Source organism: Streptomyces sp. NPDC059866 (genome assembly GCF_042731325.1).
Classification (GTDB): Bacteria; Actinomycetota; Actinomycetes; order Streptomycetales; family Streptomycetaceae; genus Streptomyces; species Streptomyces flavusporus.
Genome location: NZ_JBHWJT010000009.1, coordinates 30,555 through 44,579, shown reverse-complemented (window position 1 = coordinate 44,579; position 14,025 = coordinate 30,555). Strand labels below are relative to the sequence as shown.

Below are 14,025 nucleotides of genomic sequence, written 5' to 3'. Positions count from 1 at the left end.
CACCTCATCGCGCAGTCGGGGATCCTTGATCAGGAAGGCTGATCGCGGCCTTCGCCGGTTCGACGGGGCGTGGTGGCCCGTCCAGACCCACCTGGGCGATGCGTACGCCCAGCTGCGTCCGGCTCGCCGCCCCCAGCGTCTCGGACAGCCGCGCAATGTGCGCCCGGCACGTACGGACGCTGATCCCGAGCCGCTCCGCGATCACCGCGTCCTGGTGGCCCTCCGCCAGGAGTGCCGCGATGGACTGCTCGCGGTGGGAGATGCCCTCGATGCCGGTGTCGGGGAGAGGGGCGGTCAGGGGGATCGCGAGGCGCCACAGGCGGTCGAAGACCGTCACCAGGTACTCGACGAGCGCGGGGTGACGCAGCTCCAGCGCCATCGTGCGGTCGGCGTTCGCGGGGATGAAGGCGACCGTGCGGTCGAAGAGGATCAGCCGGTCGATGACCTCGTCCAGGGTGCGCGCCTGAACCGCGTCGCCCATCAGGTCGAGGTAGTTCAGCAGGCCCTGCCCGTGCCGGGCCACATGGTTGTACAGGTCGCGCATGCGCACGCCCCGGCCGCGCAGCGCGAGCGCCCGGTGCAGACCCTCGGAGAGCTCGTGCTCGCGCCGGATGCCGCCGGGCTGGACGGTGAGGACCTCCGTCGTGCACTCCTCGGTCGCCTTGTCCAGGGCCGCCTGGATGCGGGAGGAGCCGTCCAGGACCCGGATGGCGGTGCCCTCGCCGGCTCCCGCCGTGGACGTGCGCCCGCCGAGACCGGCGTACCACTCGAAGGCCGTGACCGCCGAGCCCATCCGCCGCTGGCTGGCGCTGATCTCGTCGTACACCCCGCGCAGCAGCCGGGTCATGACCTCCTGCGGCGAGGTCGGCACCAGCCAGTCCATGTCGTCGGGGTCGGGGTGCAGCAGGGCGAGTTCCAGCAAGCAGGGCACCGCGTCGGCATCGCGGCGCGACACGCGTCCCCGCCGCACGGCCCGGGAATACACACGATCCCCGGCCTCGCACAGTCGGTCAGCACCATGTGGATGCTCGTCCGTCCCGTGCCCGGCCATGGCCCATCCCACCCCCGGTTCCAGCGTCTTCCGCAGCGCAACTATGCGCGGACGGGACCTGCTCCGCAACACGGCTCACTCCCCGATGACCGAGGGAAACCACCGGTATGGCCGGGTTCGCCCCCACCCCAGGCTGTTCCGTTGCAACAACCTGCAACCGCCGAAGGGGGCTCGCGCCGACGACGCGAGCCCCCTTCTGTACAGGACTGTGCCGGGCTACTTGAGCCCGATGGCCGTGCACGCCGCCTTGTACTCGGCGGTGCAGATCTCCGAGACCTTGTAGATGCCGTCCGCGACGACCGTGTCCTTGATGTTCTCCTGGGTCAGGGCGGTGACGGTGACGAGCTGGGCGGGGATGTCCTTGTCCGTGGGGCTGTCGACCCTGTCGCGGGTGAGGGCGTCGAACTGGATGTCCTTGCCCTGGACCTTGGCCACGGCCATCTCGGCGGCGGCCTCGGCCTCCTGCGGGTAGGACTTGTACACGCTCATGAACTGCTCGCCGGTGACGATCCGCTGCACGGCCACGAGCTCGGCGTCCTGTCCGGTGATCGGCGGCAGCTTGGTCACCCCGGCGGCCTCCAGGGCCTCGATGACGCCGCCGGCCATGCCGTCGTTGGCGGCGTAGACGGCGACGATGTTGTCCTTGCCGATCGCCTCGATGGCCTCCGCCATGTTGGCCTGGGCGTTCTCCGGCTTCCAGTCCTTGGTGTCGAAGGACCGGGCGATGGTCACATTGCCGTTCAGCTCGGACAGCGCGCCCTGCTTGAACTGCTTGGCGTTGGGGTCGGTGGGCGAGCCGTTCATCATGACGATCTTGTCGGAGGTGTCGATGTCGCTGCCGAGCGCCTCGAGGAGAGAGCGGCCCTGGACCTCGCCGACGAGTTCGTTGTCGAAGGAGATGTACGCGTCGATGGGACCCTCGGCGAGCCGGTCGTAGGCGATGACCGGAATACCCGCTTCCTTGGCCTTTTCGACGCTGCTCGCGATGGCGTGCGCATCGACGGCGTCCAGCAGGATGACGTCGACCCGGTCGTCGATCATCTTCTGGAGCTGGCCCGCCTGCCTGGTCGCGCTCGCGTCGGCGTTGGCGTACTGGACCTTGCCCTTGTTCTTGGTGAGGGCGGCGACCCGCTCCTTGATGATGGGGTAGTCGAACTTGTCGTAGCGCGTGTTGGCCTTCTCCGGGAGCAGCAGGCCCACGGTGACGTCGTTGCCCTTGGTCGGGCTCGCGTCGGCGCTGTCGCCCGTCGCGCCCAGCACGCCACAGCCTGCCAGCGACAGGGTCAACGACGATGCGACCACGGACATGGCGATACGACGACGCATACGGGAGCTCACTTCTACTGCCTTCCGGACATGGCCGCGACACTGCGACCCGGATGACTGGAAAGCCAACGCGGCGGCGCCCCCCAGCGTCAAGGGAAACTACTTAACGAGATGACAACATCACGTTCCGCTTAGCCCGTGAACACACCGCGAAACCCCCTCCCGACGCCCTTCACTTCCCCTCCATCCACGGGGAGTTGGAGCGTGAACGAAGATCCGTACAACCAACTACTTTCGGCCTACTACGTTGTCGCCGTGGACGGCGCGGGCGCCGAGTCGGTGCCCTCCGGTCAGGCAACCGTCGACCGCCTCACGCCCGCCACCGCGACCGGCCCGGCCGCACCGCAGCTGACGCTGGTCTCTGCGGGTGGCACGCGATTCCCCATCCAGGTCACGGCCAAGCCCGGAGCGGGTGACGAGGGACGGCTGCTGAAGGGGTACTCCTGGGAGGTCTCCGGCGCCTGCGGAGACAGCGGCACCCACTTGTCCACTACCGGCACCATCGAGTGGACACCGCCGTACAACGGCCCCTGCATGGCGACGGTGTTCGCCGTGGACGCCTACGGGCGCACGAGCGAGCAGAACTCCTCACTGGAGTTCATGGTCGACCGCTGACCTTCCTCCTGGTACTTCAGCCCCGCCTGGGCCCAGTGATCGCCTCGCCGATGACGAAGCCCTTGGCGGGGCCTTCGGGGACGGTGACGTCGGTGCCGTAGGGGACGCGGTGGATGTCCTCCCAGTCGGCCTTGTCCGGGCGGGGTCCGGTGAAGAGGGTGACGGCGCCCTGGCCGTCGTAGTCGTCGATGATGACGTACACCGGGATGCCGGCGCGGGCGTACTCGCGGCGCTTGCGGATGCGGTCGCGGTCCTGGTTGCGCTTGCCGGGGGAGGCAACTTCGACGATGAGGTGCACGGAGTCGGCCCTGACTCCCATGTCGTCCTCGTCCCCGCACGGTTCTGTGTCCTCCGGGGCGACGTACCCAGCTGTTCGTGTCGTATCACAGGTGGCACGACGGCCGCCCCGCCGCCGACCAGTGCGAGGGCTGCACCTTCTTCACCGGCCAGGTCCGCGAACTGTCCTGTCTGCACCAGCGCGACGTCGCCTTCGCCGTCCTCTGCCAGGGCCCCCACGCGGAGTCCGACCGCTGCCGCCGCTTCATGGGCTGGGAGATGCCCTGGTACTCCGTGCCCGCCGAGTCCCACGAACGGCTCGTCGCCGGCCGCGACGACGACCTCGGCGGCGCACCTCCCCGGCGGGCAACTCGGGCTGCTGCTCCTGACCGTTCATGGGACTGGCGCCGGGACAACCCGGACCAGTACTAGTCCCCCTTCCGCCCCGGCCCGGAGGGCGTCCAGTGTGGATCCCGACCGGTCTGCGCAAGCAGCCGCTCGAATGCCGAAGCGGTCTCCGCCACCGCCACCGGGTCCGCGAACACCCCCGTCGCCCGGGCGGTCGGCGCCAGTTCGGCGACCGTGCCGGTGAGCTGCTCCACCACCGCCTCCGCCGCTTCGTCCACCGGGTACTCCCGGCCGATGGCTCGCGCCAGGTCCCACACGTGCACGGTCAGATCGAGCAGCGCCATCGAGCCGACGAGCCGCGCCGGCATCTGCCACGCCCCAGCCGTGCCGTCCTCCGCGCCGGGTGCGGCCCAGGCCGCCACCAGCTTGTCCGTCTCGTCCGCGAACCGCTCACGCCAGTCCGGACCCGCGCCGACCCGGTCGGGCGTCGAGGAGAAATCCGACTCACCCTTGGCGGCCAGTTTCTGGAACTCGACGACCACCTGGAACAGATGGTTGACCAGGGACTTCACGTCGTAGTCGGCACACGGCGTGGGAGCGGCGAGCAGCTCGTCGGGAACCGCCCGGACCACCGGAACGGCCCGCTCCCGCGCCCTCGCCAGCAGATCACCCAGGGTGTGGCTCTTCGCTTCACCGCGTTTCGTGTCCATATCCAGACCGTAGGGACGCCCGGGACTGCCCTTCTTGAAGAAACGCGACGTACGATCCGGCCATGGCCGCACCCCGCCACGACTCCCGCGGGATCGTCGACCCCTCCGGGCTGCTGAACCGCGTGCGGTTCCGCCGCCACGAGCCCACCGAGCCGCTGCGCCGGTACGTCGAGTGGTACTGGCTCATCGACTGGGACCTGCCCGAGCCCTATGCCTCCCGCATCGTCCCGCACCCGGCCGTCAACCTCACCTTCCAGTGGGACGAGGACGAGGGTCCGCCGTACGGCGAGCTGACCGGCGTTGCGCTCGGCCTGTACACCAGGAAGCTGACCGGGCGGGGACGGGTGTGCGGGGCCAAGTTCCGGCCCGGTGGCTTCCGGCCGTACGCACCCGGCGAACCGGTGTCGCACTGGACCGGCCGCGCGTCGCCCGCCCAGGAGGTGTTCCAGCAGGCCACAGAGGACATCGCCCGGTCGGTCGTCACACCCGCCGACGACCGCGCCCGGGTGGCCGCCCTCGACGCCTTCCTGCTCTCCCTTCCCCACGCGCCCGATCCGCAGGCCGACCTCGCCATGGACCTCGTCCAGCGCATCCGCGCCGACCGCGCCGTGCGCCGCGTAGGCGACTTCGCCCGCGGCCAGGGACTGTCGGTGCGGGCGCTGCAGCGGCTCTTCTCGGCGTACGTCGGGGTCAGCCCCAAGTGGGTGATCCTCCGCTACCGCATCCACGAGGCCCTGGAACTCGCCGGCACCCGGCGCGACGTCGACTGGGCCGCGCTCGCCGCCGACCTCGGCTACGCCGACCAGGCCCATCTCGTACGGGACTTCACCACGACGGTGGGCGTGCCGCCGACGGCGTACGCGGCGGCCGCCTCGCCCCGGCGCGCTTCGGCCTGAACCTCTGACCCTCCCTTCCACGGTCATCTGTGAACCGGCCCCAAAGAACGCTTCGACATCGAGGCCCTCCGGCGGGAGCAAGCCGGAACTCGTCCAGCGCTACCGGGAAGTGGGCGCGGAGTTCCCCGTCCAGGGCTCGGAGGGCAGCGAAGGGGCCCGGAGAATCCTCCGGGCCCCTTCACGTACACGTACGCCTCAGTCCGACGACTGCTGCCGCTTCGGCCGCCACACCACCAACGCGCTGGTCTGCTGCACCTCCTGGTACGGCACCAGGTCGCGCCGGTACGAGGCGTGCACCGCGGCCTCGCGCTGCTGCATCGCCGCGGCGGCACCGTCGAGGGCGGCCTCCAGCTCGGCCACCCGGGACTGGAGGGCCGCGACCTGGTTCTCCAGTTCGATGATGCGCTTGATGCCGGCCAGATTGATGCCCTCGTCCTGCGACAACTGCTGGACGGTGCGCAGCAGTTCGATGTCGCGGGCCGAGTAGCGGCGGCCCCGGCCGGCCGTGCGGTCCGGAGACACCAGGCCCAGGCGGTCGTACTGGCGCAGTGTCTGCGGGTGCAGGCCGGACAGCTGGGCCGCCACCGAGATGACGTAGACCGGGGTCTCCTCGGTCAGCTCATACGGGTTGCGTCGACGGCCGTCCATCTGACTCATGCTCCCTTCGCGGCCTGGAACAGCTCCGCCCGCGGATCCTCGCCCGCGGTCGCCTCGCGATACGCCTCGAGTGCGTCACGAGCCTTCCCCGTCAGGTCCTTCGGGACACTTACCTCGACGGTGACCAGGAGGTCGCCGCGGGTGCCGTCCGTGCGGACCGCGCCCTTGCCCCGGGCCCGCATGGTGCGGCCGTTGGGCGTGCCCGGAGGCAGCTTCAGAGTGACCGGCGGGCCGCCCAGGGTGGGGACCCTGACCTCGCCGCCGAGGGCCGCCTCGGCGAACGTCACCGGGACGGTCACCGTCAGGTTGTCGCCCTTGCGGCCGAACACCGGGTGGGCGTCGACGTGCACGACGACATACAGGTCGCCCGCCGGACCGCCCCGCTCGCCCGGTGCGCCCTTGCCCCGCAGGCGGATGCGCTGGCCGTCCGACACCCCGGCGGGGATGCGGACCTGCATGGTGCGGGACGACTTCGCGCGGCCGCTGCCCTTGCAGACCTCGCAGGGGTTCTCCGCGATCAGACCGCGGCCCTTGCAGTCCGGGCACGGGTCGGTCAGGGAGAAGCCGCCGCCCGATCCGCGCGCCACCTGGCCGGTGCCGACGCAGGTCGGGCACACGCGCGGTGTGCCGTTCGCGTCGCCGGTGCCCGAACAGGCCTTGCACGGTGACTGGGAGGACATCCTGAGCGGCACCGTCGCGCCCTCGATCGCCTCGGTGAAGCTGAGGGTGACCTCGGACTCGATGTCCTGGCCGCGGCGCGGCTGCGTCCGCGTACCCGTGGTGCCGCCCCGGTTGAACAGGCCCCCGAAGACGTCACCGAGTCCGCCGCCGAAGCCGCCGGCCGCGCCCCCGCCCTGGGTACCGCCTCCGAAGAGGTCGCCCAGGTCGAAGTTGAACGAGCCGCCGCCCGCGCCGGGGCCCGGGCGGAAGCCACCGTTGCCGAACAGGGCGCGGGCCTCGTCGTACTCCTTGCGCTTCTTGGGGTCGCCGAGGATGTCGTTCGCCTCGGAGATCTCCTTGAAGCGCTCCTCGGCCTTGGCGTTGCCCTTGTTGGCGTCCGGGTGGTACTCGCGAGCGAGCTTGCGGTACGCCTTCTTGATCTCGGCCTCGGTGGCGTCCTTGGGGACGCCGAGGACCTTGTAGTAGTCCTTCTCGATGAAGTCCTTGGTGCTCATCCCCGACGTACCCCCTTCCCGTGGTTCCTCGTCAGTTCAACGTCAGCCCTCGTCCGGGCCACCGTTCTCCTTGTCGTCGCCCTCGGCCGATTCCTCGGCCTTCACCGTCTGCGCGCCCGGCTGCGGCTCGGCGACGGCCACCCGCGCGGGGCGGATGGTGCGCTCGCCGATGCGATACCCCGGCTGGAGGATCGCGACGCAGGTCGTCTCCGTGACGTCCGGCGCGTACGAGTGCATCAGGGCCTCGTGGATCGTCGGGTCGAAGGGCTCGCCCTCCTTGCCGAACTGCTGCAGGCCCATCTTGGCCGCCACGGTCTCCAGCGACTCGGCGACGGACTTGAAGCCGCCGACCAGCTCGCCGTGTTCCCGCGCCCGTCCGATGTCGTCGAGCACGGGCAGGAGCTCGGTCAGGAGGTTCGCGACGGCGATCTCCTTGACCGTGATCCGGTCACGCTCGACCCGGCGGCGGTAGTTCTGGTACTCGGCCTGAAGCCGCTGGAGGTCCACGGTGCGCTCGTTGAGCGCGGTGCGCACCTGGTCCAGCTGGGCCAGCAGACCGGCATCTGCGCTTGCGTCCCCGGCCGGGGCCGCCCCCTCTGCGGGAGCGGCCTGCGGCTCGGCGTCGTCAGGAGTGGCGCCGGAGGGGACGTCGGGCTTCTCTTCAAAGCCCGGGGTCTCCTCCGTCACGCGGCACCGTCCTTACGCTCGTCGTCCACGATCTCGGCGTCCACGACGTCGTCGTCGGCCGGCTTGGCCCCACCGGCGGTGGCACCCTCGGGGCCACCCGCGGCCTGTGCGGCATTGGCGTCGGCGTACATGGCCTGGCCCACCTTCTGGGAGACCGCGGCGACCTTCTCGGTGGCCGTGCGGATCTCGGCGGTGTCCTCGCCCTTCAGCGCGGTCTTCAGCTCCTCGACGGCGGCCTCGACCTCGGTCTTGACGTCGCCCGGGACCTTGTCCTCGTTGTCCTTGAGGAACTTCTCGGTCTGGTAGACGAGCTGCTCGCCCTGGTTGCGGGACTCGGCGGCCTCGCGGCGGCGGTGGTCCTCCTCCGCGTACTGCTCGGCCTCCTGGCGCATCCGGTCGACCTCGTCCTTCGGCAGCGAGGAGCCGCCGGTGACGGTCATCTTCTGCTCCTTGCCGGTGCCGAGGTCCTTCGCCGTGACGTGCATGATGCCGTTGGCGTCGATGTCGAAGGAGACCTCGATCTGCGGGACGCCGCGCGGCGCCGGGGGCAGACCGGTCAGCTCGAACATGCCGAGCTTCTTGTTGTACGCCGCGATCTCGCGCTCGCCCTGGTAGACCTGGATCTGCACCGACGGCTGGTTGTCCTCGGCCGTGGTGAAGATCTCCGAACGCTTCGTCGGGATCGTGGTGTTGCGCTCGATCAGCTTGGTCATGATGCCGCCCTTGGTCTCGATACCGAGGGACAGCGGGGTCACGTCGAGGAGCAGGACGTCCTTGACCTCGCCCTTGAGCACACCGGCCTGCAGGGCGGCGCCGATGGCGACGACCTCGTCCGGGTTGACGCCCTTGTTGGCGTCCTTGCCGCCGGTCAGCTCCTTGACCAGCTCGGCGACGGCCGGCATACGGGTGGAGCCACCGACGAGGACGACGTGGTCGATCTCGCTCAGCTGGATGCCGGCGTCCTTGATGACGTTGTGGAACGGCGTCTTGCAGCGCTCCAGCAGGTCGGCGGTCAGCTGCTGGAACTGGGCGCGGGTGAGCTTCTCGTCCAGGTGCAGCGGACCCTCGGCGGAGGCCGTGATGTAGGGCAGGTTGATCGAGGTCTCGGTGGACGAGGACAGCTCGATCTTCGCCTTCTCGGCGGCCTCGCGCAGGCGCTGGAGCGCCATCTTGTCCTTGCTGAGGTCCACGCCGTGACCGGACTGGAACTGCTTCACCAGGTAGTCGACGACGCGCTGGTCCCAGTCGTCACCACCGAGGTGGTTGTCACCGTTGGTGGCCTTCACCTCGACGACGCCGTCGCCGATCTCCAGGAGGGACACGTCGAAGGTGCCGCCACCGAGGTCGAAGACGAGGATCGTCTGGTCGTCCTTGTCGAGGCCGTACGCCAGGGCGGCGGCGGTCGGCTCGTTGACGATGCGCAGGACGTTCAGGCCCGCGATCTCGCCGGCCTCCTTGGTGGCCTGGCGCTCCGAGTCGTTGAAGTACGCCGGGACGGTGATGACCGCGTCGGTCACCTTCTCGCCCAGGTAGGCCTCGGCGTCCCGCTTCAGCTTCTGCAGCACGAAGGCGCTGATCTGCTGCGGGTTGAAGTCCTTGCCGTCGAGGTTGATCTTCCAGTCGGTGCCCATGTGGCGCTTGACCGACCGGATGGTCCTGTCGACGTTGGTGACCGCCTGGCGCTTGGCGACCTCGCCGACGAGCACCTCACCGTTCTTGGCGAAGGCGACGACGGACGGCGTGGTCCTGGCGCCCTCGGCGTTGGTGATGACGGTGGGCTCGCCGCCCTCCAGAACGCTGACGACGGAGTTAGTCGTGCCCAGGTCGATGCCGACCGCACGTGCCATGGTTGATTCCTCCAGCTGACTTGAGTGGAACGGACTCAAGTGTGCATGACGCCCGCCGCCGGGTCAACAGACCTGAGTCGAGCGGACTCAACTCTTATCCGCTCCTTACGCGCAACCGCCCGGTGACCTGCAGAGACGCAGCGGGACGAGCCGAGGTTGCCTTCACCCGTCCGGTGACCCTCACCCGCAGCCGCACAGAGCACAGCCCCACGCCAAGCGGAATGTCACGATATGTGAGAAATACTGGGATCAGCCTGGCGCGCCATGCCCCATACGGTCAGGTATGCCTCAGCGACGCAGATCACCGGCCCCCTGGCTACAGTGCGACCGAGGAAATGGGTAGTCTCAGACGGACCGCATAAGTTACCGCTTAGTAATCAACAGATCTCCCCCCTCGCAGGCCCGAGGAGCCCCCAATGCAACTCGCCGCGATCATCGTGTCGCTGGTCCTGACCGTGGTCGGCGTTGCGCTGCTCGCGCGCGCCATCGGCCAGTTCGTCCGGTACTTCAGACTGGGCCAGCCGGTCCCGGCCGGCAGCCGGACCGACAACCCCTACGCGCGCAGCGTGACGCTGGTGCGGGAGTTCCTCGGCCATACCCGGATGAACCGCTGGGGCATCGTCGGCGTCGCCCACTGGTTCGTGGCGGTCGGCTTCCTGACGCTGCCGCCGACCCTCGCCCAGGCCTTCGGCCAGCTCTTCCAGGCCGACTGGACGCTGCCGATCATCGGCGGGTTCCTGCCGTTCGAGCTGTACATCGAGTTCATCGGCGTGATGACCGTCCTGGGCATCGCCGTCCTGATGGTCATCCGTCTGCTGAGCCTGCCGTCCCGAGCGGGCCGCAAGTCGCGCTTCGCAGGCTCCAAGTCCGGCCAGGCGTACTTCGTCGAGTACGTCATCCTCACCATCGGCCTCGCGATCTACGTGCTGCGCGGCCTGGAGGGTGCGATCCACCACGTGGAGCACTACGAGGCCGCGTACTTCGCCTCGTACCCGCTGGTGCTGGCCTTCAAGGGCCTGAGCGTCACCGCGCTGCAGAACCTGGTCTACTTCGTCGCGATGGTGAAGATCAGCACCTCGTTCATCTGGATGATCGTGGTCTCGCTGAACACCAACATGGGTGTGGCCTGGCACCGCTTCCTCGCCTTCCCGAACATCTGGTTCAAGCGCAACGCGACGGGTGAGACCGCCCTCGGCGCGCTCCAGCCCATGACGTCCGGCGGCAAGCCGATCGACTTCACCGACCCCGGCGAGGACGACGTCTTCGGTGTCAGCCAGGTCGAGCAGTTCTCCTGGAAGGGCCTGCTGGACTTCTCCACCTGCACCGAGTGCGGCCGCTGCCAGTCGCAGTGCCCGGCCTGGAACACGGGCAAGCCGCTCTCCCCGAAGCTGCTGATCATGTCGCTGCGGGACCACGCGCACGCCAAGGCGCCGTACCTGCTGGCCGGCGGCGGCAAGACGATGGAGGGCGAGGAGAAGGCGTCCGAGGAGCAGCTGAAGGACGTCCCGGCCGCCGCTCTCGCCGAGGCCGAGCGTCCGCTGATCGGCACCGTCGAGGAGAACGGCGTCATCGACCCGGACGTGCTGTGGTCCTGCACCACCTGCGGTGCCTGCGTCGAGCAGTGCCCGGTCGACATCGAGCACATCGACCACATCGTCGACATGCGCCGCTACCAGGTGATGATCGAGAGCGCGTTCCCGTCCGAGGCGGGCACGATGCTCAAGAACCTGGAGAAGAAGGGCAACCCCTGGGGCCTGGCCAAGAAGCAGCGCCTGGAGTGGACGAAGGAAGTCGACTTCGAGGTGCCGGTCGTCGGCAAGGACATCGAGGACCTGTCCGAGGTCGAGTACCTGTACTGGGTCGGCTGTGCGGGCGCCCTCGAGGACCGCGCCAAGAAGACCACGAAGGCCTTCGCGGAACTCCTCCACATGGCGGGCGTCAAGTTCGCGATCATGGGCGGGGACGAGAAGTGCACGGGTGACTCGGCACGGCGCCTCGGCAACGAGCCGCTGTTCCAGGAGCTCGGCATGGAGAACGTGGCGGCGCTGAACATGGCGTTCGGCGAGGACGACGAGGACGAGTCGACCCGCAAGCCCAAGTCGGCGAAGAAGATCGTCGCGACGTGCCCCCACTGCCTCAACACCCTCGGCAACGAGTACCCGCAGCTCGGCGGCGACTACGAGGTGATCCACCACACCCAGCTGCTCCAGCACCTCATCGACGAGGGCAAGCTGATCCCGGTCACCCCGGTCGAGGGCCTCATCACGTACCACGACCCCTGCTACCTGGGCCGCCACAACAAGATCTACACGCCCCCGCGCGAGATCATGACCGCCGTTCCGGGCCTGCGCCAGCAGGAGATGCACCGCCACAAGGAGCGCGGCTTCTGCTGCGGCGCCGGTGGTGCACGGATGTGGATGGAGGAGCGGATCGGCAAGCGCATCAACAACGAGCGTGTCGACGAGGCCCTCTCCCTCAACCCCGACATCGTGTCCACGGCCTGCCCGTTCTGCCTGGTCATGCTGACCGACTCGGTCAACGGCAAGAAGAACGACGGTCAGGCGAAGGAGTCCATCCAGGTCGTCGACGTCGCCCAGCTGCTGCTGGACTCCGTGAAGACGCCGGCCGCCCCGGAGGGTTCGTCGGACACGGAGACGGAATCGGAACCGGAGCCGGTGAAGTAACCGACCCGGTCCCCACGGCCGACGCTCCCACGCCGCTCCCGGCGTGGGAGCGTCGGCGTTCACGGGCCCCGTTCCCCAAGAGTTACCGAACTCACGTACAACCCTTGCCCGTCCGCACAGGTCTCTTGATCGCCGACTGCCACGTGGACCCGAAGAGAACTCCCGGCAAACACGGACGGTCCGCACCCCATTGACTGCGGATGCCCGCCGGGCATCCCCGCATGCAGCAGGAGACCCCGCATGCAGCACACCCTGCGACTCGCCCTCGCGACGGCCACCGCGGCCGCGCTGACGGGCGGGCTGCTCACGTTCTCCGCGGCGACGGCGACGGCCGCGGACTCCACGCACGTCCCGCAGGCCGACTTCAACGGCGACGGCGTCGGCGACGTCGCCTTCTCCGCCGACGGCGCCTACGTGAACGCCAAGAAGAACGCCGGCCAGATCGTCGCCCTCTACGGCACCCCCGCCGGCGTGTCGGACGGCACCTATTCCGGCGACCTAGAGCCCGCCACGCCGAACTCCACCATCAGCCAGAACTCCAACGGCATCCCCGGCGGCGCCGAGGCCGGCGACTCCTTCGGCCGGGACTCCGCCTACGCCGACTTCAACGGCGACGGCTACGACGACCTCGCCGTCAGCGCCCCGGGCGAGGACATCGACGGCGACACCGACGGCGGCATGGTCACCATCCTGTGGGGCTCGGCCTCCGGCCTCCAAGGCGGCTCCGTCGTCGCCGACCCGGCCCGGTCCGCGCACGACTTCTGGGGCAAGACCCTCGCCGCCGGCGACTTCGACGGCGACGGCAAGGCCGACCTGGCCGTCGGCAGCAACACCGGCACCATCCACGTCCTCAAGGGCGGCTTCGACTCCTCCGGCGCGCCGGGCGGCCGGTACACGATCAAGCCCCCGATCATGGACGGCAGCGAGGTGGGCGGCCCCATGAACCTGACCGCCGGCAACATCAACGGCGGCCCGGAGACCGACCTGGTGGTCGACGGCTACGAGACCGAAACCGACTACGGCTGGAACCGCAACTACTTCATCCCCGGCGGCTCAGGCGGCCTGAACGTCTCCGGTGCCGAGCCCCTCAAGCCCGGCGTGATCACCGCGATCGGCGACATCGACCACGACGGCTACGGCGATGTCGTCAGCGGCGCGCACTGGAACACCACCACCGAGGACGGCACCCCGGTCCCCGACTCCGGCAAGGGCGGCAAGGTCTGGGTGATCCGCGGCTCGGACGGCGGCCCCCTCACCACCGCCGCCACCGGCATCACCCAGGACACCAACAACGTCCCCGGCACCGCCGAGGGCAACGACTACTTCGGCTACGAGCTCGACCTCGGCGACGTCAACGGCGACGGCTTCCTCGACCTCGCGATCGGCGTCGCCGGGGAGAACATCGGCGACGACGTCGACACCGGTGCGGTCACGATCCTCTACGGCACGGCGAGCGGCCTGAACACCGCGTCGGGCGCCCAGTCCTTCTCCCAGGACACCGCGAGCGTGCCCGGCACCAACGAGGACAACGACATGTTCGGCATCGACGTCAAGCTCGACGACGTCACCGGCGACGGCAGGGCCGACCTCCTCGCGGGCTCCGCCGAGAACGACGGCAACGGGCTGGTCACCTTCCTGCCGTCCAACGGCTCGAAGATCACCACGACCGGCGCCGACTCCGTCGCCCCGCACTGGACGGGCGTCGCGTCGACCGGCACTCCGTACTTCGGCGCCAACTTCGCCGACTGAAACC

Annotated in this window: 13 protein-coding genes; 5 read left to right on the top strand and 8 right to left on the bottom strand. The window is 69.3% G+C overall.

Going from position 1 to position 14,025, the window contains the following annotated elements:
* Window positions 1-4 precede the first annotated feature (4 nt).
* Together ACFV7R_RS15775 and ACFV7R_RS15770 are read right to left on the bottom strand one after the other, a co-directional pair.
* Window positions 5-1,051 carry a response regulator transcription factor gene (locus ACFV7R_RS15775; protein WP_385263859.1) on the bottom strand — a complete coding sequence of 349 codons (1,047 nt, stop codon included), beginning with the start codon at window positions 1,049-1,051 and terminating at the stop codon, window positions 5-7.
* Between the two features lie 216 nt (window positions 1,052-1,267).
* Window positions 1,268-2,359: a sugar ABC transporter substrate-binding protein gene (locus ACFV7R_RS15770; protein WP_385263857.1), complete on the bottom strand. Its 1,092-nt coding sequence runs from the start codon at window positions 2,357-2,359 to the stop codon at window positions 1,268-1,270.
* A 222-nt stretch (window positions 2,360-2,581) separates the two neighbouring features.
* Between ACFV7R_RS15770 and ACFV7R_RS15765 the strand changes: the two genes are divergently transcribed.
* Window positions 2,582-2,992, top strand: a complete 411-nt coding sequence (locus tag ACFV7R_RS15765) for a hypothetical protein (RefSeq protein ID WP_385263856.1) — start codon at window positions 2,582-2,584, stop codon at window positions 2,990-2,992.
* A gap of 16 nt (window positions 2,993-3,008) precedes the next feature.
* Here ACFV7R_RS15765 and ACFV7R_RS15760 read toward each other — a convergent pair whose 3' ends face one another.
* A complete protein-coding gene (locus tag ACFV7R_RS15760) occupies window positions 3,009-3,311 on the bottom strand; it encodes a Uma2 family endonuclease (protein ID WP_385263854.1) in 303 nt (100 codons plus the stop codon).
* 56 nt (window positions 3,312-3,367) lie between these two features.
* Between ACFV7R_RS15760 and ACFV7R_RS15755 the strand changes: the two genes are divergently transcribed.
* A complete protein-coding gene (locus ACFV7R_RS15755; RefSeq protein WP_385263853.1) occupies window positions 3,368-3,700 on the top strand; it encodes a DUF899 family protein in 333 nt (110 codons plus the stop codon).
* On the opposite strand, the gene ACFV7R_RS15750 is transcribed toward ACFV7R_RS15755, so the two are convergent.
* Window positions 3,697-4,326, bottom strand: coding sequence for a TIGR03086 family metal-binding protein (locus tag ACFV7R_RS15750; protein WP_385263852.1), 630 nt, complete (start codon window positions 4,324-4,326; stop codon window positions 3,697-3,699). The two genes, ACFV7R_RS15755 and ACFV7R_RS15750, sit on opposite strands and share 4 nt — an antisense overlap.
* A 62-nt stretch (window positions 4,327-4,388) precedes the next feature.
* Between ACFV7R_RS15750 and ACFV7R_RS15745 the strand changes: the two genes are divergently transcribed.
* Window positions 4,389-5,222: a DUF6597 domain-containing transcriptional factor gene (locus tag ACFV7R_RS15745; protein WP_385263850.1), complete on the top strand. Its 834-nt coding sequence runs from the start codon at window positions 4,389-4,391 to the stop codon at window positions 5,220-5,222.
* 195 nt (window positions 5,223-5,417) lie between these two features.
* Here the strand turns inward: ACFV7R_RS15745 and ACFV7R_RS15740 are convergent, their stop codons facing one another.
* Genes ACFV7R_RS15740 through dnaK form a run of 4 tightly spaced genes read right to left on the bottom strand, consistent with a single transcriptional unit; the run spans window position 5,418 to window position 9,588 of the window.
* The gene (locus ACFV7R_RS15740; RefSeq protein ID WP_129799145.1) at window positions 5,418-5,870 is read right to left on the bottom strand and encodes a heat shock protein transcriptional repressor HspR; all 453 of its coding nucleotides are present in this window, start codon (window positions 5,868-5,870) and stop codon (window positions 5,418-5,420) included.
* 5 nt (window positions 5,871-5,875) lie between these two features.
* The gene (dnaJ, locus tag ACFV7R_RS15735) at window positions 5,876-7,054 is read right to left on the bottom strand and encodes a molecular chaperone DnaJ (RefSeq protein ID WP_129799054.1); all 1,179 of its coding nucleotides are present in this window, start codon (window positions 7,052-7,054) and stop codon (window positions 5,876-5,878) included.
* Between the two features lie 42 nt (window positions 7,055-7,096).
* A complete protein-coding gene (gene grpE, locus ACFV7R_RS15730; RefSeq protein WP_129799053.1) occupies window positions 7,097-7,741 on the bottom strand; it encodes a nucleotide exchange factor GrpE in 645 nt (214 codons plus the stop codon).
* Window positions 7,738-9,588 carry a molecular chaperone DnaK gene (gene dnaK, locus ACFV7R_RS15725; RefSeq protein ID WP_385263848.1) on the bottom strand — a complete coding sequence of 617 codons (1,851 nt, stop codon included), beginning with the start codon at window positions 9,586-9,588 and terminating at the stop codon, window positions 7,738-7,740. The genes grpE and dnaK overlap by 4 nt, the downstream gene beginning before the upstream one ends.
* Window positions 9,589-10,004: 416 nt before the next feature.
* On the opposite strand from dnaK, the gene ACFV7R_RS15720 reads away from it, so the two are divergent.
* Complete coding sequence (locus ACFV7R_RS15720; protein WP_385263847.1) at window positions 10,005-12,272, top strand: (Fe-S)-binding protein; 2,268 nt, start codon at window positions 10,005-10,007, stop codon at window positions 12,270-12,272.
* Between the two features lie 240 nt (window positions 12,273-12,512).
* On the top strand, window positions 12,513-14,021 hold the full coding sequence (locus tag ACFV7R_RS15715) for a VCBS repeat-containing protein (RefSeq protein ID WP_385263846.1): 1,509 nt from the start codon (window positions 12,513-12,515) through the stop codon (window positions 14,019-14,021).
* Window positions 14,022-14,025: the final 4 nt, after the last annotated feature.